This window comes from Vibrio sp. 10N.247.310.24 (genome assembly GCF_041467175.1).
GTDB classification, from domain to species: domain Bacteria; phylum Pseudomonadota; class Gammaproteobacteria; order Enterobacterales; family Vibrionaceae; genus Vibrio; species Vibrio tasmaniensis_A.
The window spans coordinates 63125-82507 of record NZ_JBFSUD010000016.1 but is presented as its reverse complement, the minus strand read 5'-3'; the positions used below and the strand labels follow the sequence as shown (position 1 = coordinate 82507).

13 protein-coding genes are annotated in these 19383 nt (G+C 44.7%); all 13 read right to left on the bottom strand.

The features are described from left to right. Nucleotides 1-110: 110 nt before the first annotated feature. Nucleotides 111-3341, bottom strand: a complete 3231-nt coding sequence (carB, locus tag AB6E08_RS07675; protein WP_371707246.1) for a carbamoyl-phosphate synthase large subunit — start codon at nt 3339-3341, stop codon at nt 111-113. Between the two features lie 16 nt (nt 3342-3357). Beyond that, nucleotides 3358-4530, bottom strand: coding sequence for a glutamine-hydrolyzing carbamoyl-phosphate synthase small subunit (carA, locus tag AB6E08_RS07670; RefSeq protein WP_017077691.1), 1173 nt, complete (start codon nt 4528-4530; stop codon nt 3358-3360). A 503-nt stretch (nt 4531-5033) separates the two neighbouring features. Beyond that, complete coding sequence (dapB, locus tag AB6E08_RS07665; RefSeq protein ID WP_020477212.1) at nt 5034-5858, bottom strand: 4-hydroxy-tetrahydrodipicolinate reductase; 825 nt, start codon at nt 5856-5858, stop codon at nt 5034-5036. 92 nt (nt 5859-5950) lie between these two features. Further along, complete coding sequence (mutT, locus tag AB6E08_RS07660; protein ID WP_009848390.1) at nt 5951-6349, bottom strand: 8-oxo-dGTP diphosphatase MutT; 399 nt, start codon at nt 6347-6349, stop codon at nt 5951-5953. Nucleotides 6350-6656: 307 nt separating this feature from the next. Continuing rightward, nucleotides 6657-9383 carry a preprotein translocase subunit SecA gene (gene secA / locus AB6E08_RS07655; RefSeq protein ID WP_009848389.1) on the bottom strand — a complete coding sequence of 909 codons (2727 nt, stop codon included), beginning with the start codon at nt 9381-9383 and terminating at the stop codon, nt 6657-6659. A 388-nt stretch (nt 9384-9771) separates the two neighbouring features. After that, the gene (lpxC, locus tag AB6E08_RS07650) at nt 9772-10689 is read right to left on the bottom strand and encodes a UDP-3-O-acyl-N-acetylglucosamine deacetylase (RefSeq protein WP_372063930.1); all 918 of its coding nucleotides are present in this window, start codon (nt 10687-10689) and stop codon (nt 9772-9774) included. Between the two features lie 96 nt (nt 10690-10785). Next, nucleotides 10786-12015, bottom strand: coding sequence for a cell division protein FtsZ (gene ftsZ, locus AB6E08_RS07645; RefSeq protein WP_012603216.1), 1230 nt, complete (start codon nt 12013-12015; stop codon nt 10786-10788). A 31-nt stretch (nt 12016-12046) separates the two neighbouring features. Beyond that, nucleotides 12047-13315: a cell division protein FtsA gene (gene ftsA / locus AB6E08_RS07640; RefSeq protein ID WP_004729844.1), complete on the bottom strand. Its 1269-nt coding sequence runs from the start codon at nt 13313-13315 to the stop codon at nt 12047-12049. Next, nucleotides 13308-14087 carry a cell division protein FtsQ/DivIB gene (locus AB6E08_RS07635; RefSeq protein ID WP_009848959.1) on the bottom strand — a complete coding sequence of 260 codons (780 nt, stop codon included), beginning with the start codon at nt 14085-14087 and terminating at the stop codon, nt 13308-13310. The genes ftsA and AB6E08_RS07635 overlap by 8 nt, the downstream gene beginning before the upstream one ends. 191 nt (nt 14088-14278) lie before the next feature. Further along, nucleotides 14279-15739 carry a UDP-N-acetylmuramate--L-alanine ligase gene (gene murC, locus AB6E08_RS07630; protein WP_135384534.1) on the bottom strand — a complete coding sequence of 487 codons (1461 nt, stop codon included), beginning with the start codon at nt 15737-15739 and terminating at the stop codon, nt 14279-14281. A gap of 13 nt (nt 15740-15752) precedes the next feature. Continuing rightward, nucleotides 15753-16814: an undecaprenyldiphospho-muramoylpentapeptide beta-N-acetylglucosaminyltransferase gene (gene murG, locus AB6E08_RS07625; RefSeq protein WP_372063932.1), complete on the bottom strand. Its 1062-nt coding sequence runs from the start codon at nt 16812-16814 to the stop codon at nt 15753-15755. 12 nt (nt 16815-16826) lie between these two features. After that, the gene (gene ftsW, locus AB6E08_RS07620; protein WP_372063934.1) at nt 16827-18023 is read right to left on the bottom strand and encodes a cell division protein FtsW; all 1197 of its coding nucleotides are present in this window, start codon (nt 18021-18023) and stop codon (nt 16827-16829) included. 22 nt (nt 18024-18045) lie between these two features. Further along, entirely contained in the window at nt 18046-19362 is a 1317-nt protein-coding gene (murD, locus tag AB6E08_RS07615; RefSeq protein WP_372063936.1) for a UDP-N-acetylmuramoyl-L-alanine--D-glutamate ligase, read from the bottom strand. Between the last annotated feature and the right edge of the window lie 21 nt (nt 19363-19383).

Here is a 19383-nt window from a genome sequence, read left to right as displayed (position 1 = left end):
AGTAAGACTCGCTACACTGTGCGATCTAAACACCTTAAATGATAGGTGTTGACTCCGAAGAGTGGGCTTTGAGCATTTATATCCGCTTAACAGCGAAACACGTGAGTCAATTAAGCTTGAAAAGCTTTAACTTGTGCGTGTAGCTCTTGAACTGAAATTACTGACGTTTTCGCGTCTGCAGTGTGCGCCATACAAGTTGCGAATGCAGCGTTTAGCGTAGTCGTGTAGTTCACTTTCTCAGCCAGTGCGCCACGACGAAGAACTTTAGAATCTTCAATCGCTTGACGGCCAGCTGCAGTGTTCACGATGTACGTATACTCGTTGTTCTTGATACGGTCAAGAATGTGAGGACGACCTTCGTGTACCTTGTTTACTAGACGTGGGTTGATACCCGCTTCGCCAAGGATAACAGCTGTACCGTGAGTTGCGTCTAGCTGGTAACCAAGCTTAGATAGCTTAGATGCTAGGTCAACAACACGCTCTTTGTCGCCTTCGCGAACAGAAAGCAATGCACGACCGCCTTCAGGGTAGATGTGACCACAACCCAATTCAGCTTTAGAGTATGCTTCAGCAAACGTTGCACCAACACCCATAACTTCACCAGTAGAGCGCATTTCTGGGCCTAATAGTGGGTCAACACCAGGGAATTTGTTGAACGGAAGAACAACTTCTTTCACTGAGTAGTATGGTGGGATGATTTCTTTCGTAAAGCCTTGAGACTCTAACGATTGACCTGCCATCACACGAGCTGCAATCTTAGCGACTGCTGCGCCTGTTGCTTTCGATACGAACGGCACTGTACGTGCTGCACGAGGGTTAACCTCGATTAGGTACACTTGGTTGTTCTTAACAGCAAACTGCGTATTCATTAGACCACGAACACCCAACTCGAACGCTAGCTTTTCAACTTGCTCACGCATTACGTCTTGGATTTCTTGGCTTAACGTGTAAGCCGGAAGAGAACATGCAGAGTCACCTGAGTGAACACCCGCTTGCTCGATATGCTCCATGATACCCGCAATAACAACGCGCTCACCGTCACAAATCGCATCAACGTCCACTTCAACAGCATCGTCTAGGAAGCTATCAAGTAGTACTGGAGATTCGTTTGAAACGCTAACTGCTTCGTTGAAGTAGCGGCGTAAGTCTTGCTCGTCGTATACGATTTCCATCGCTCGACCACCAAGTACGTAAGAAGGACGTACAACCAGTGGGAAGCCGATTTCACGAGATTTCTCTACCGCTTGCTCCATTGTTGTTACTGTCGCGTTTTCTGGTTGTAGAAGACCAAGACGGTCAACAGCAACTTGGAAACGCTCACGGTCTTCTGCACGGTCGATTGCGTCTGGGCTAGTACCAATGATTGGTACGCCAGCAGCTTCAAGCTCACGAGCCAGTTTCAGTGGTGTTTGACCACCGTACTGAACGATAACGCCTTTTGGCTTCTCAACACGAACGATTGCTAGTACGTCTTCCAGAGTTACTGGTTCAAAGTACAGACGGTCAGACGTATCATAGTCTGTCGAAACTGTCTCAGGGTTACAGTTAACCATGATTGTTTCGTAGCCATCTTCACGTAGTGCTAGAGATGCATGTACACAACAGTAATCGAATTCAATACCTTGGCCGATACGGTTTGGACCGCCGCCTAAGATCATGATTTTCTCTTTGTCTGTTGGGTTCGATTCACATTCGTCATCGTAAGATGAGTACATGTAAGCCGTATCAGAAGAGAACTCAGCCGCACACGTATCTACGCGCTTGTAGACTGGGTGAATATCGTATTGGTCACGTAGACGACGAATTTCACTTTCAGCCACACCTAGAATCTTAGACAGGCGAGCATCAGCAAAACCTTTACGCTTAAGCTTCATTAGCTCGTCTTTATTCAGACCAGCAAAACCTTTCGCTTTAAGTTCTTGCTCTAGTTTTACGATGTCTTCGATTTGAACTAGGAACCAACGGTCAATTTGCGTTAGGTTGAATACACCATCAACTGACATACCAGCACGGAAAGCATCTGCGATGTACCAAATACGGTCAGAACCAGCTTCTTTAAGCTCATGGCGAATCGTCGTTAGAGCGTCAGGTGCATCTAGGTCGACCATTTCGTCAAAACCAGTTGCGCCAACTTCTAGACCGCGAAGTGCTTTCTGTAGAGATTCTTGTTGGTTACGACCGATAGCCATAACTTCACCAACCGACTTCATTTGAGTCGTTAGACGGTCGTTAGCACCTGCAAACTTCTCGAAGTTAAAACGAGGAATCTTAGTTACTACGTAATCGATTGTTGGTTCGAATGATGCTGGTGTTGCGCCACCAGTGATGTCATTCATTAGCTCGTCTAGCGTAAAGCCAACAGCCAGTTTCGCTGCAATCTTAGCGATTGGGAAACCTGTTGCTTTAGAAGCAAGTGCAGAAGAACGAGATACACGTGGGTTCATCTCGATGATAACCATACGGCCATCTTTCGGGTTAATACCAAACTGTACGTTTGAGCCACCCGTTTCAACACCAATCTCACGCAGTACCGCTAGAGAAGCGTTACGCATTAGTTGGTATTCTTTGTCTGTTAGCGTTTGAGCAGGAGCCACGGTGATCGAGTCACCCGTGTGAATACCCATTGGGTCAAAGTTTTCAATCGCACATACGATGATGCAGTTGTCGTTCTTGTCGCGAACCACTTCCATCTCGTACTCTTTCCAACCGATAAGTGACTCATCGATTAGAAGTTCGTTGGTTGGAGACAAGTCCAAACCACGACGACAAATTTCTTCAAATTCTTCTTTGTTATAAGCGATACCACCGCCTGTACCACCCATCGTAAACGATGGACGAATGATACAAGGGAAACCAACCATTTCTTGAACTTTGTAAGCTTCTTCCATCGTTTTCGCTGTATCAGCCGTTGGACACTCAAGACCAATCGATTTCATTGCTTTATCAAAACGAGAACGGTCTTCAGCTTTATCGATAGCGTCAGCAGTTGCGCCAATCATCTCTACGCCGAACTCTTCAAGTACGCCGTATTTTTCTAAATCTAACGCACAGTTAAGTGCAGTTTGGCCGCCCATTGTCGGTAGAACTGCATCTGGCTTCTCTTTAGCGATGATGTTACGAACCACTTCCCATTGGATAGGTTCGATGTAAGTCGCATCAGCCATGTCTGGGTCAGTCATGATTGTCGCTGGGTTCGAGTTTACAAGAATAACTCGGTAACCTTCTTCGCGAAGTGCTTTACAAGCTTGAGCACCAGAGTAATCAAACTCACATGCTTGACCGATAACAATCGGACCAGCACCTAGAATTAGAACACTTTTAATGTCAGTACGTTTTGGCATTATCTACTACTCCGGATTACGCTTTGTCTTGTTTGTTTGCAACAGACTGGTTAATTAATTCAATGAAGTGGTCGAATAACGGCGCTGCGTCTTCTGGACCTGGGCTCGCTTCAGGGTGACCCTGGAAGCTAAATGCTGGTTTGTCTGTACGGTGGATACCTTGTAGAGAACCATCAAATAGAGACTTATGAGTCGCTCGTAATGTCTCTGGAAGCGTATCTTCGTCAGCAGCAAAGCCGTGGTTTTGTGAAGTAATCATCACAACATCACGATCTAAATCTTTAACCGGGTGGTTTGCACCGTGGTGACCAAACTTCATTTTCACTGTCTTAGCGCCTGACGCAAGAGCAAGAATCTGGTGACCTAGACAGATACCAAAGATTGGTAAACCTTTTTCTAGGAACACTTTTGTTGCTTCAATTGCGTAAGTACATGGTTCTGGGTCACCAGGGCCATTTGAAAGGAAAACACCGTCTGGGTTCAGAGCAAGTACTTCTTCAGCAGAAGTTTCAGCAGGAACAACCGTTAGGCGGCAGCCGCGGTCAACAAGCATTCGTAAGATGTTTCGTTTTGCACCGAAGTCATAAGCAACAACGTGGTATGGCAATTCAGAGTCTGCTTTCGCTTCAGGAAGTCCACCCGTAAGCGTCCACGAACCTTGTTTCCATTGATACGCTTCTTTTGTTGTAACTTCTTTCGCAAGGTCCATACCTTTCAGGCCAGGGAATTCTTTTGCTTTAGCTAGAGCCAAAGCTTCGTCTAAATTTCCATCGTTTACTGAAGAGCCAGCTACGATACAACCGTTCTGTGCGCCTTTTTCACGAAGAATACGCGTCAGCTTACGAGTATCGATATCAGCGATACCAACAACGTTTTGCGACTTAAGGTAATCAGAAAGGGATTGTTCATTACGGAAGTTAGAAGCGATTAGAGGGAGATCGCGAATCACAAGGCCTTGAGCGTGGATTGAAGAAGATTCTTCGTCTTCGGAATTGGTTCCGGTATTGCCAATGTGAGGGTAAGTAAGGGTAACGATTTGTTGAGAATAGGAAGGATCAGTGAGGATTTCTTGGTACCCCGTCATCGAGGTATTAAAAACGACTTCACCAACTGCAGAACCTACAGCGCCAATGGCTTCACCGTGAAATACTGTCCCATCTTCTAGGACGAGTAGTGCTGACTTCTTCAAGACAACCTCCAGAAATAAAAATGCATTAAAATTGATTTAATTTGCAAATCTACCTTCCTGCAACACCAAAAACTGCGTGTTTATGGAAATTAGACAAATTGGCGGTATTTTAGTGATCTGCGTGATACGTGTCAACATTTAACGCAAAAGAAATTAAACATTTGTAAGAACTAATTCAATTTCCTTTACCAAAGCTTCAAAAGTTCAACTTTCATACTCAATTAATAGGAATATTACGATTTTCTAATTTTCACCCGTCATTTTAGCTAACCATAGAGTGCCAAAAATATCAGCGACAAAACGCAATCGATAAATACCAAGAGAAAACATAATAATTTAAAGATCTAAAACAAAAAACACACTAAGGCCTGCATAAATAGCATAAAAATAGAGGGAAAATGGCGATAAGAAGAAAGTAGAAGGAAGATTGTAGAAGAGAGATTATTAAGGAAAAGCCACCAAATAAAGAAAGCGCCGGCAATTGCCAGCGCATAAATATCTATTTATAGATCGTTTAAACCAAGGACGTCTGTCATGGTATAAAAGCCTGCTGGCTTATCATTTAGCCAAACAGCTGCCTTTATCGCACCATTAGCAAAGGTCATTCTATCCGTTGCTTTATGGGTAATTTCAACGCGCTCACCAATATCAGCAAACATTGCGGTATGCTCGCCAATGATGTCACCGGCACGGATTGTCGCAAAACCAATCTCATCTTTGGTACGCTCGCCCGTAATGCCTTCGCGTGACCATACAGCGACATCGTTTAGCTCATTGCCCATCGCACCAGCGATCGCTTCGCCCATACCAATCGCAGTACCTGACGGTGCATCGACTTTATGACGGTGATGAGCCTCTACGATTTCAACATCACAGTAATCGCCCATCACTTTAGCAGCCTTCTCTAACAGCTTAAAAACCAAGTTCACACCAACGCTATAGTTCGGTGCCATTACGATAGCCATCTCTTTTGAAGCCGCATCGATAACCTGCTTTTCTTCTTCAGAGAAACCCGTAGTGCCGATGATCAGTTTTTTACCGTGACGTTTACAAAGTTCAATATTCGCTAATGTGCTTACAGGTGCGGTAAAGTCGACGATCACGTCAAACTGTTCAATCGCTTTCGAAAGGTCATCAACTAGAGCCACATCAAAACGACCTTCACCGCATAACTCGCCGACGTCAACACCGACCAAAGATGATTCTGGACGTTCTGAACCAGCACCAACGCTTGCTTCTGAATTATGGTGAGCGGCTTTCACCAAGTTACGACCCATACGGCCAGCTGCTCCTGCAATTGCAATTCTTACCACTGCGAATATCTCCATTGTTTTGGTTACCGTTGCCACTTATCTCTTGCAGCAACGTTCAATCGATTAATCTCTTTAAACTAACAACAATCTCAAACTCAGGCTAGCAATTACGAAAACTCTTTTATTACTCGCTCTAAAATTGGCACGTTTGCTTCGGGGAAGGCGTATTGACTCAATGATTCAAGATCGACCCATTCACCTTGTTGACCTTCTTTACCATAAGGCTGTTGCTCGAATTCGGTCACAAGGATGAAATCAAACTTAAGTGACTTATCCGTATAGTCAAACTCAAGGTGTTCAAACAAAGTCTGTTCTGTCACCTTAATACCAATCTCTTCATCAAGCTCACGAGTCATTGCTTGTTCGATGGTTTCGCCCGCTTCAACCTTGCCACCTGGAAATTCCCAAAAACCGCCTTTGTGTTTATCGTCTGGGCGCTTAGTGATAAATACCTGTGACTTATCTTGATTGAAGATGATGCCCGCTACAATGTGGATTCTTTTCATATGATGGTGTTCCTTCTATGTCCCTAGCGTCATTCCCTACAATGAGGAACGAATTAGATAGGGAATCTGCTCTTTTGTTAGTTCGAAAGATCCCCGATTCGCTCGTCCCTCACTCTCGAGGATGACGCTATCGAAACCTTATTATTTTCACATACAAAAAGAGCCGCCTAAGCGACTCTTTTTATCAATAAGTTTGTGTGAAGCTAAGCTGTGACGTGGTAAGTGCAAGGAGGAGGCACGGAGCTTACGTTAGTAAGTGAGTACCTCCGACACTGCAATTATCCGTTACAGCGAAGGTTCACCAAACTTAGTCTATTTTACCGTGACACTGTTTGTACTTCTTACCACTTCCACATGGACATGGTTCGTTACGACCCACTTTACGCTCATCGCGTACTACCGTTTGTGGAGATGCCGCATCCGCTTCATCGTCAGCTAGCTGGTTTTCAGCCGTTGCATGTTGTGCTTGTGCACGACGCGCCGCTTGTTCAGCTTGAGCTTGACGTTGAGCTTCCATCTTTTCAACTTCTTCTTGTTGCTGAACACGAACTTTAGAAAGGATGGTCACAACGTCTGTTTTCAGTACATCTAGTAGGCCTTCAAACAGTTCAAACGACTCGCGCTTATACTCTTGTTTCGGGTTCTTCTGAGCATAACCACGTAAGTGGATACCTTGACGAAGGTGATCCATCGCAGCCAAGTGCTCTTTCCAAAGGCCGTCTAGCGTTTGTAGCATCACAGACTTCTCGAAGTTACGCAGTACTTGAGCACCAACCACTTCTTCTTTCTGTTTGTACGAATCAACCGCCATACCTAGGATACGCTCACGCAATGCTTCTTCATAAAGCTTGTCGTCTTCGTCTAACCAACCTTGAATATCAAAGTCTAGATCGAAATCATTTTTGAGACGATCTTGCAGACCTGCGATATCCCACATGTCTTCAAGAGACTGAGGAGCGATGTATTCATCAATAACTGACGCCAGTACATCTTCACGGTTGTGTTCAATCATCTCGCTGATGTCATCTGAGCTCATCAGTTCATCACGTAGCTCATAAACAACCTTACGTTGGTCATTGGCTACGTCATCGTATTCAAGAAGCTGCTTACGGATGTCGAAGTTGCGACCTTCCACTTTACGTTGAGCTTTTTCAATTGAGCGAGATAACATCTTAGATTCAATCGCTTCGCCTTCGTCCATACCACTTTGGATAAGACCAGCCATACGATCAGACGTAAAGATACGTAGTAGAGAATCTTCCATTGATAGGTAGAAACGAGAAGAACCCGCATCACCTTGACGACCAGAACGACCACGTAGCTGGTTATCGATACGGCGAGATTCATGACGCTCAGTACCAATGATGTGCAGACCACCTGACTCAAGTACTTTATCGTGAATGATTCTCCAATCAGCTTTGATCTTCTCGATCTGCTCTTTGGTTGGGTTCTCTATCTTCTCAAGTTGTGCCTGCCAGCTACCACCTAGCACGATATCGGTACCACGACCGGCCATGTTAGTTGCGATAGTTACCGCACCAGGCATACCAGCTTGTGCAACGATCTCAGCTTCCATTTCATGAAACTTAGCATTTAGAACGTTGTGCTTAATTTTTGATTTTTTCAATGCGTTAGACAGCAGTTCAGATTTCTCGATAGAAACTGTACCAACCAGTGATGGCTGACCAGCCGCTACACGGTCTTTGATGTCTTCAATGATCGCATTGAACTTGTCTTCTTCAGTACGATAAACCACATCTGGCATATCGTTACGAACCATAGGCTTGTTGGTTGGGATAACCACCGTTTCTAGGCCGTAGATAGACTGGAATTCGAACGCTTCTGTATCAGCAGTACCTGTCATACCTGACAGTTTTTCATACAGACGGAAGAAATTCTGGAATGTGATCGATGCTAATGTTTGGTTTTCATTTTGAATCTTCACACCTTCTTTAGCTTCAACAGCTTGGTGTAAACCTTCAGACCAACGACGACCTGGCATAGTACGACCAGTATGTTCATCAACGATAACCACTTCGCCTTCTTCAGTAACGATGTAGTCGACGTTTTTCTCAAACAATACGTGTGCACGAAGCGCAGCATTCACATGGTGCAATAGGCTGATATTGGTTGGAGAGTAAAGTGTGTCACCCTCTTCCATCAAGCCGTTTTTGACCATTAGTTCTTCTACAAACTCTTGACCGTTTTCAGTCAGGTGAACCTGTTTTGATTTTTCGTCCATGGTGTAGTGACCTTCACCACGGTACTCTTCTGAATCTTCTTTATCTTGACGCTCTAGAGAAGGAATTAGAGTGTTAATGCGCGTATAAAGGTCAGAACTATCTTCAGCGGGGCCAGAGATAATTAACGGAGTACGAGCTTCATCAATTAAGATTGAGTCAACCTCATCGACTACAGCAAAGAAGCGCTCACGTTGAACTCGGTCTTCAGCACGGAAAGCCATGTTGTCACGAAGGTAATCAAAACCAAACTCGTTGTTTGTTCCGTATAGGATGTCAGCTTGGTACGCTTCTTTTTTCTCTGGCGGAGCCATGTTTGCCACATTCACGCCAACAGTCATGCCAAGGAATTCAAATAATGGGCGGTTTGTTTCCGCATCACGCTTCGCTAGGTAATCGTTCACCGTTATTACGTGAACACCTTTGCTTGGTAGCGCGTTTAGATAAGCTGGTAGGGTTGCGGTAAGTGTCTTACCTTCACCAGTACGCATCTCTGCAATTTGGCCAGCATTTAGAACCATGCCACCAATCATTTGCACGTCAAAATGACGCATGCCGTAAACACGCTTCGACGCTTCACGTACCGTAGCGAATGCTTCAGGTAGAAGTTGATCTAACGATTCACCTTTATCTAAGCGCTCACGAAACTCAACCGTTTTTGCTTTTAGTTCATCGTCTGAAAGAGCTTCAAACGTTGGTTCGAAGTTATTAATTTCTTTTACAATTTTTCTAAGGCGGCGCAGTGTTCTGTCATTGCGACTGCCAATTACCTTTGTCAGCAGCTTAGTAATCATGTGCTTGGAATCTCTTCGTTCTCAGATCGTCCGCGATCTATTTTAAATGCCGTCAGTCTCTACTAGCTATAAACTAGTCTTTAGTTACTAACCAAGGATACTGAGATAAATCTAGTATCTTTGATATTGTACTTGAGAGTAGAGTTTTCAAGGCTTCAGTTAAAATTAATGCCCTCTAGTGTAAGTAATTTTCACACCAACGACCATTTATAACCCCATTTGTTTGATGTGCTTGGTACTTTTCTTTCTAATTGTTGATGGATTAGCCAGACTGTAGCCAAATACTAGGCAACTTTTAAATACTGACGACACTGTATCTGGAAAATAGATACAAAAAAACCAGGTCAATGACCTGGTTTTCAAAATCTTATATTGTCGTAAACAACAATTACGCTAGAACCATTCCTGGTTCAGCAAACGCAACAGGAGAGCCAACCTCTTCTTCGAATGTTGCCCATTCCCAAGCTTCTGCATCAGCAAGTACTGCGCGTAGTAGTTGATTATTTAGGCCGTGACCTGATTTGTATGCACGGAATTCACCAATAATAGCGTGTCCACACATGTAAAGGTCACCAATCGCATCTAGCACTTTATGCGTTACGAACTCGTTTTCGAAACGTAGACCTTCTTCATTAAGAATTCGGTATTCGTCTAGTACGATTGCGCAATCAAAGCTACCACCCAAACACAAGTTTTGTGATTGTAGGTATTCAATATCACGCATGAAGCCGAAGGTACGAGCACGAGAAATTTCTTTCACAAAGCCTTGTGAAGAAAAATTAAACAACAGGTGCTGTTCATCAGATTCAATTGCTGGATGGTTGAATTCGATTTCGAAGTCCATACGGAAGCCGTTAAATGGCACAAACTCTGCCCACTTATCGCCATCTTCAAAACGGATTGGCTTTTTGATTCGAATAAAACGTTTCGCTGCATTCAGTGTTTCTACACCCGCTTGTTGTAGCAAGTATACGAATGGGCTTGCGCTACCATCCATAATTGGGATCTCTGGTGCATCGACTTCAACAATAATGTTGTCGATACCCATACCCGCTAGAGCTGCGTTAAGGTGTTCCACTGTAGAGATACGTACGCCTTCGTCATTAACAAGAGCAGTACATAACATAGTGTCACGAACTGACGCTGGATCAGCTGGGAAATCTACAGGTGGATTTACATCTGTACGACGATAAACAATACCTGTATTTGCAGCTGCCGGGCGAAGAGTAAGTGTGACTTTACGACCAGAGTGGAGACCCACACCAGTTGTTTTCACAATTTCTTTCAGAGTACGTTGTCTGATCATCTGCTTGCCTCGTTATCAGTGCTACAAATCACGGTCAGTATTTACCGACCGCGAATTTTACCATTAATTCGACGATAGTCAAACTTTGGGTATTTGTTAATCAGCCTGACGTCGTAAGAATGCCGGAATATCTAAGTATCCACTCTCTTTCTCAGCTTTAGGTGCTGCACTTTGGCTAGCGCCTGTACCTGAAGAAACAGGTGACGTTGTTGGCTGCGGCTTAACTTGAGGTTTTACCTCAGTTTTTTCTTGCAATGGTTGTGCCACTTTATCTTCCACTTTTGGTGCAGTTTGAGCCGCTACCTGTGGTTGAGGAGTTGGTGCAACCTTAGCTTTACCACCAGCAACTAGTGTAATGTCTGGTTTTTTCTCTGTGCCGATACCTGTTGCTACAACAGTTACACGGATTTCATCCGTCATATCAGGGTCTAGAGATGTACCAATCACAACTGTTGCGTTATCAGATGCGAATGCCTTAACTGTATTACCTACTGTTTCGAATTCATCTAAGCGCATATCTAGGCCAGCTGTGATGTTCACAAGAACGCCACGAGCACCAGCTAGGTCGATGTCTTCTAGTAGTGGGCTAGAAATTGCCGTTTCAGCAGCTTCTTCAGCACGGTCTTCGCCTTTTGCGATACCGCTACCCATCATTGCATGACCCATCTCTGACATTACGGTGCGAACATCCGCGAAATCGACGTTAATCATACCTGGGCGAGTAATTAGCTCAGCGATACCTTGTACAGCATTTTTAAGTACATCATTTGCACTTGCGAAAGCTTCTAGCAGAGTGACACCGCGGCCAAGTACCTTAAGTAGCTTTTCATTTGGAATCGTAATTAAAGAATCCACATGCTTAGAAAGCTCTTCGATACCTTGCTCAGCAAACGCTAAACGCTTTTTGCCTTCGAAGCTAAATGGCTTAGTTACAACAGCAACCGTTAGCACACCCAGCTCTTTCGCAACTTCAGCAATAACTGGAGCAGCACCTGTACCCGTACCACCGCCCATACCAGCTGCGATAAATACCATATCGGCGCCAGTTAGAACTTCTTTAATTCTTTCTCGATCTTCGAGAGCTGCATCACGGCCTACTTGTGGGTTTGCACCAGCGCCCAAACCTTTAGTGATATCACCACCAATTTGGATCACGCTGCTAACGCTTGTTTTACGAAGTGCTTGTGCATCAGTGTTAACACTGATGAATTCTACACCTTCGATTGATTCACGCACCATGTGCTCAACAGCGTTACCGCCACCGCCACCAACTCCAACGACTTTAATTACTGCATCGTCAGACATTTCCATCATCGGTTCAAACATGTGTTATCTCCGTTTTTTCCTGCAACTCAGGTTAAAACTCTTTTTGTATCCAATTACGCAATTTACCAAATAAACCAGACATAGAAGGTGCTGAACGCTTAGGTTCGCTGTAATCACCTTCATCGCTGATCTGACAATCTCTTGCGTAATGAAGTAAACCAACCGCCGTAGAATGATACGGCTCTTTAACATAGTCGGTTAAACCACTAACTTCTAACGGCTTACCAACTCGAACTTGATTGCGGAAAACACGTTCCGCACACTCTACCAATCCGTCAATTTGTGCCGCTCCACCAGTGAGAACGACGCCAGCTGCAAGGTGGTGTTTAATACCTTCATCTCGTAGCTGTAATTGAACCGTATCAATAGTTTGGTTAACGAGCCCCATAAGTTCAGTGTAACGTGGTTCAATCACTTCCGACAAAGTTTGTCTTTGCAAACTTCTCGATGGACGGCCACCTACACTAGGGACGTTAACAGAATCATCCTTGCTTACGAGTTCACTCAGAGCGCAACCATGGTTTACTTTTATCTCTTCAGCATCGCTCACTGGAGTGCCAAAAGCGAAGGCAATATCACTGGTTACTGCATTTCCTGCGTAGGAAAAGACTTCTGTGTGTCGCAGTGCGCCGCCAGTCCAAATGGAGATATCCATCGTACCAGCACCAATATCAACAACACAGACTCCAAGCTCTCTCTCGTCGTCAGTAATTACCGCATTACTTGAGGCAAGTCCTGAAAACACGATTTGTTCTACAGTGAGACCACATCGTTCAACAGCTTTAATAATGTTTCTCGCCATGTCGCTATGGCAAGAAATTAGGTGAACACTGACTTCCATTCGAACACCAGATAAACCAAGTGGGTTCTTAATCCCTTCTTGATAATCAATGGTAAATTCTTGTGGGATCACGTGCAGAATTCTCTGCTCATCACCTATTTTAATTGATTTCGCGGTATGGATCGCTCGATCCATATCGTCTTGAGACACTTCTTCATCAGAGATAGTGCCCATGCCTTTTTCAATTCGGCTTGCGATATGTTTACCCGATAGCGAGATAAATACATTGCTGATTTGGCATTCCGCCATCAACTCTGCTTGATCAATAGCTCGCTGAACCGACTTAACTACCGACTCTAGGTCGTTTACACCACCTTTATCCATACCTCTGGATGGGCTTTGCCCAGAACCAATGATATTGATTTGACCATCAGGCAATATTTCACCAACTAGAGCTGATATGGTCGCAGTGCCTATATCAAGACCAACGATTATGTTGTCATCTGCGGTCTTAGTCATCTGTACTCTCTTCTAACTCTTGCTCTGGAAACCAGCCTACAGCGGCTCCCGTATCGTACCTGAGGTCGATGTAGCTCACTTGATTCGCCTTACTACCTAATTCGTTGTAAAGCGAAATAAAGCGCTCAACACGCTCATCTAAAAAATCTTTACCTAATTCTAAACGAATACCGTTGTCTAGAATGATTTGCCAGGCGCGACGCTCATTGAGAACTAGCGAAGTAACGGTTAGCCCTAGGCTGTTAATTAAAGGCGTTATCTGTCGCCACTTTTCAATCACTTGTTGGCTAGTGCCATCTGGACCGTAAAGTTTAACTCTATCACCCTTCAAAAGGCCAATATCACCATTAAACACCTGACCATCTTCATTCAACAGCATATTGCCATTCCAGATAGCTGTCGCATGATACTCAGTCAAAAATACTTTTATTGTGTCTGGCCACTGCTTACGAATCGAGACCACAGAAACCCAAGGCAACGCTTCTAAACTGTGTTGCAACACGCCAATATCTTGAGACATGAATGTTCCAATATGCTCTAGCTCGCTAAAGGCATGTTGAACATCACCAGCGGTTACATAAGTTAAGTCGCCTTGCAGTACTATTTTGGAGAGAGGCAATCGCTGATCGTCCCACATCCAAGTCAGTGTGGTATAGAAAAGAAATCCAATGAATAGCAATACCATGACAAAAAAAGACCCGCCTAAGGCGTGTTTCTTGAGCGACGGTAAACTGAATAGGTGGCGGTTTTCGCTAAAAGTACTTTCTACCAAAGCCCGCATTCCCTGTCGTTGGTTCGCAATTCTATTCCCTATCTTCGTAATAGAGGTAAAAGCACTTACTTTAACCTATGAATTATACTGAGCAAAACTAAACTATCAAACGTTGATAATAAGATTTTTGGTCAATTTTAGGTCAATCGCAAGAAGTGAGCGATTGACCACAGTCTGTAGACAGTATTCTGTTACGCGTTCTGCATCTTATTAATGTCTAACTGCAATGATTCCAACTGCTTCGCTACACGGCCAACGTCGCCCGCACCCTGCGTTAAAACAAGGTCACCACCTTGAATGACGTTGGCTAAAGCCGATGGCAGTGCGTTGATATCGGCAACAAAGATTGGATCTATCTTACCACGCCCGCGAATAGTTCGACTTAATGAACGCCCATCAGCCCCTGCAATTGGTTTCTCACCTGCAGAATAAACATCTAATAGAATAAGTACATCAACTTGCTCAAGAACATTCGCAAAATCATCATATAGATCACGAGTACGGCTGTAACGGTGCGGTTGGAAGATCATAACAAGACGCTTATCAGTCCAACCACTTCGTGCTGCTTGAATGGTTACGTCCACCTCGGTTGGGTGATGACCGTAATCATCAACCAGCATTGCAACGCCTTTACCTGTTTCGTACTCACCTAGATGATCGAAACGACGACCAGTACCTTCGGTTCCCGCCATCGCTTTTAGAATCGCTTCATCGCTAATGTCATCTTCTGTTGCAACAGCAATCGCAGCTGAGGCATTCAATGCATTGTGACGACCCGGAATGTTTAACGTGATATCAAGGTTAGCTTTACCTTCACGTACCACCGTGAACTTGCCTTGCTGGCCTTCTTGCACGTAGTTCTGAATACGAATATCCGCATCTTCTGAGAAACCGTAAGTAATCACTTGGCGGCTAACCTGAGGAATAAGCTCACGCACTACAGGATCATCAACACACATCACAGCCTGACCGTAGAATGGTAGGTTGTGTAAGAAATCAATAAACGTCTGCTTCAGCGTTTCAAAATCGCCGCCGTAAGTGTCCATATGATCCGCTTCAATGTTAGTGACGATACTAACCATTGGTTGCAGATGTAAGAATGACGCATCACTTTCATCAGCTTCAGCGATAAGAATACGGCTCGAACCTAAACGTGCGTTAGTACCTGCACTTTTCACCAAACCACCGTTTACGAAGGTTGGATCTAGGCCTGCTTCAGAGTAAATCTGTGTCACTAGCGCAGTCGTGGTTGTTTTACCGTGTGTACCTGCCACAGCAATGCCGTGACGAAAACGCATCAGCTCAGCCAGCATTTCAGCACGACGAACGATCGGTGTGCGCGCTTCACGAGCAGCAATAATTTCTGGGTTTTCTTCGTTGATAGCGGTTGAAACCACCACAACACTTGCATCGGCAACGTTACTTGCTTGGTGACCAACGTAAACAGTAGCCCCCTTGCTAACTAAGCGTTCTGTCACTGGGTTTTGAGCAATATCAGAACCTGTGATCTGGTAGCCTTCATTAAGCAAGACTTCAGCAATCCCGCTCATTCCGGCACCACCAATACCAATGAAGTGGATAGATTTAACACGGCGCATCTCTGGCACCATTGCACGGATTTGCGCTAAGTCTTGGGTATGTTCAATCGTCATCAATTCAATCTCATTATTTTGCTAAAGCTTTAATCGCTTCAGCGACAGTCACATCAGCATCAAGCTTGGCAGCTTGACGAGCTTTTGTTGCCATCATTTTTAATTCATTTCTATCAAGCTGCGCGATAGTGTTCGCGAGCTTATCAGCCGTCAGTTGAGGCTGTTCAATCATTAACGCTGCGCCACATTCGACTAAATGATCGGCATTCAACGCTTGTTGTCTGTCTTTGTGCATAAACGGAACGAAAATAGAACCCACACCAGCTGCAGACACTTCAGATACGGTTAATGCACCAGAGCGACACACTAATAGATCTGCCCACTCATAAGCTTGCGCCACATCATCAATAAATTCAGTCACTTGAACATTATCTACAGAATGTGATTTGTATTGTTCAATCACTTGCTGTTGATTGTTCTTACCTGCTTGATGCACCACAGTGAAACCTTCACCAAGCTGCGCCATCGTTACTGGCAAGGTATAGTTCAGGATTTTTGCGCCCTGGCTACCGCCCATAACCAAGATGCGGATGTCACCATCACACTCAGCCATGCGTTGCTCGGGGTCAGCTAAGGCAACAACATCTTCGCGTACCGGGTTACCCACCACTTCTGCGGTAGGAAACGCACCAGTAAAAGCTTGGAAAACCTTTTTAGCAATCTTAGACAGCCATTGGTTGGTTAAACCTGCCACTGCATTTTGTTCATGTAGAACCACTGGAATACCAGATAACCAAGCCGCGATACCACCCGGGCCACTGACGTAACCACCCATGCCAAGCACCACATCAGGTTGCCATGCTTTAATATGTCGTCTGGCTTGAAGTATGGCATTAATAATCTGGAACGGCGCTTTAATTAGCTTGCTAATGCCTTGACCTCTCAGGCCTTTCACCTTAATGAAGTCGATCTCAATACCATGCTTTGGCACCAGATCCGCTTCCATTCGGTCCGCAGTTCCTAACCAGCGAATTTCCCAACCTTGTTGCTGAAGCTTTTTCGCCACCGCTAACCCAGGGAAAACGTGACCGCCAGTACCACCAGCCATCACTAAAAGTTTTTTGTTTTGTTTCATAACGTTAGATTCTTATTCTACTAATTCGTTTTGATTGTCGGCTTGTTCTTTTTGTTGCACTCGGCATTCATGATCGATACGCAGCAGCATAGAAACCGCTACTGACATCACGATAAGGCTTGAGCCACCGTAACTGATCAGCGGTAAGGTTAACCCCTTGGTCGGAACAATACCTGAAGCGGCACCGACATTAACAAGCGTCTGAAAAGCAAACCAAATACCAATGCCAAACGCCAGATAACCGCTGAACACTTGGTCGTTTTCGAAAGCTTTTTTGCCAATAAAAATAGCTTTAAAAACCAAACTAAAGATCAGCATCAACACTAAGGTTACGCCAACAAAACCCAACTCTTCAGCCAGTACAGCAAAAACAAAATCGGTGTGTGCTTCAGGTAGGTACTCGAGTTTTTGAATTGAATTACCAAGCCCTTGCCCCATCCAATCACCACGACCGAACGCCATCAATGATTGAGTTAGCTGATAACCACTACCAAACGGGTCACTCCAAGGTTCCCAGAATGACGTAACACGTCGAACACGATAAGGCTCAATAACAATCAATCCCACAACGGCAGCAATACCTGCCACCATTAAGGCTATAAATTGTGACAGCTTAGCACCTGCGATAAATAACATGCCAAACAAGGTAACCAACATTACGACAACGGTACCCAAATCGGGCTGGCCAAGTAGCAACACCGCAAAGGCACCGAACACCATGATCGGTTTACCAAAACCACCGAAGAAGGTTTTTCTCACTTCATCCTGTTTACGAACCAAATAGCCCGCCATAAAGATAAACAGAGATAACTTAGCGACTTCAGCAGGTTGTAAATTAAACAGCCCGAGAGGAATCCAACGTGAGGCACCGTTAACCGACTTACCGACGGCTAACACCACCACTAGCAAAAAGAAGGATAAGCCCAATAGGTACATACTGTATTGAAACCAGCGTTTCATCGGGATTTGTAACATTACGCTGGATACACCTAACGCTAACACCAGGAAAATGGCGTGGCGGAACATGAAGTGAAACGGCTGATCGGTTAAACGAGCACTGATTGGGAACGAAGCCGACGTTACCATTACCAAGCCCGTCAGCATCAGTCCAAGAGCAATCCATACCAACTGACGATCGTAGAGCGCCTCTGGTGTGGCACGGTTAAGCCATTGCCAAATAGATTGATTAATCTCTTTCACTCTTTGCACTGAATGTTAGTCCTTCAACACGTTAGGCATATTCATGAGCAAGTTCAGTGAACGCATCACCTCTCGCCATGAAGTTATTAAATTGATCGAAGCTTGCACATGCAGGAGACAACATCACCATGTCACCCGACACCAATTGTGCAGAGATACTCTCGATAATGTCACGCATGGTATCAAACGTCTTAGCCGATGGATGTAATGGCATAAATTGCGCAGCATCTTCACCGAAGCAACACAGTTGTACGCGGTCTAGTTGCGCCAACACGGGGTTAAGCTCGCTAAAGTCAGCACCTTTGCCCACACCTCCGACTAAGAGATACAAAGTACCTTGGTATTCTAATCCCGACAGAGCCGCTAATGTACTGGCTACGTTGGTCGCTTTCGAGTCGTTAACCCATTTAATTTCGCGTTTGTCAGCCACTACTTGGCAACGATGCGTCAAACCATTGTAGGCTTTCAAAGCTTCAAGACTTTTGCTGTAATCGATACCGACTTGCTTAAGCAGTGCTAAAGAGACTAAAGCATTCGCCACATTATGACGTCCAACCAATGTTAAATCTTGACTAGGAAGTACAGGCTTGCTGTTGTCTATTAGCCATTCGGTACCATCAATCGTCGCTACACCAAACTCTTGGTCATCAAGTCCAAATGTCACCAATGACATCGTTTGATCAGGATAAGTCTCTTTGTCTTCGCGGTTTACGATCGCACACTGAGCGTTATTAAAAATTCTCAATTTAGCGTCACGGTAATCGGCCATGCCTTGATAGCGATCCATATGATCTTCTGACAGGTTCAAAAAGGCTGCTGCTGCAAGGTTTAGACTGGACGTTGTCTCTAGCTGAAAGCTTGAAAGCTCAAGGACATATAAATCGGCATCAAGCTCAAGAAGATCCAAGGCAGGAATACCGATGTTGCCACCAACGCCAACGTTAAGACCAGCAGCTTTAGCAAGCACACCCGTTAGATCGGTCACCGTACTCTTGCCATTGGAACCTGTGATAGCCACGACGGGTTTGTCTACCGCCCAACCAAAAAGTTCAATATCGCCAACAACCGGAATACCCGCTTGAATAACATCTTGTATTTCAGGGGTCGCTAAGGCGATACCTGGGTTAGCAACCACTAAATCAGCTTCCGCTAACCATTGGCTATTCCAACTTCCAGAATGCAGCTCTACCGATTCAGGCAAAGATTCTTTTCCTGGTGGTAGCTCTCGCGTATCAATTACCTTCACATGCGTATGAGGTTGATATTTTACGAGATGTTTAACGACAGAGAGCCCGGTAATACCGAGCCCCACAACCACTACATTTTGAATATTTTGCCAATGTTCCATTTAAACAAGATGCTCTTAATA

Excerpts from the sequence above, each read along its gene's own strand:
- carB (WP_371707246.1), bottom strand. The coding sequence starts at position 3,341 with ATGCCAAAACGTACTGACATTAAAAGTGTTCTAATTCTAGGTGCTGGT.
- dapB (WP_020477212.1), bottom strand. The coding sequence starts at position 5,858 with ATGGAGATATTCGCAGTGGTAAGAATTGCAATTGCAGGAGCAGCTGGC.
- mutT (WP_009848390.1), bottom strand. The coding sequence starts at position 6,349 with ATGAAAAGAATCCACATTGTAGCGGGCATCATCTTCAATCAAGATAAG.
- secA (WP_009848389.1), bottom strand. The coding sequence starts at position 9,383 with ATGATTACTAAGCTGCTGACAAAGGTAATTGGCAGTCGCAATGACAGA.
- lpxC (WP_372063930.1), bottom strand. The coding sequence starts at position 10,689 with ATGATCAGACAACGTACTCTGAAAGAAATTGTGAAAACAACTGGTGTG.
- ftsZ (WP_012603216.1), bottom strand. The coding sequence starts at position 12,015 with ATGTTTGAACCGATGATGGAAATGTCTGACGATGCAGTAATTAAAGTC.
- ftsA (WP_004729844.1), bottom strand. The coding sequence starts at position 13,315 with ATGACTAAGACCGCAGATGACAACATAATCGTTGGTCTTGATATAGGC.
- murC (WP_135384534.1), bottom strand. The coding sequence starts at position 15,739 with ATGACGATTGAACATACCCAAGACTTAGCGCAAATCCGTGCAATGGTG.
- murG (WP_372063932.1), bottom strand. The coding sequence starts at position 16,814 with ATGAAACAAAACAAAAAACTTTTAGTGATGGCTGGTGGTACTGGCGGT.
- murD (WP_372063936.1), bottom strand. The coding sequence starts at position 19,362 with ATGGAACATTGGCAAAATATTCAAAATGTAGTGGTTGTGGGGCTCGGT.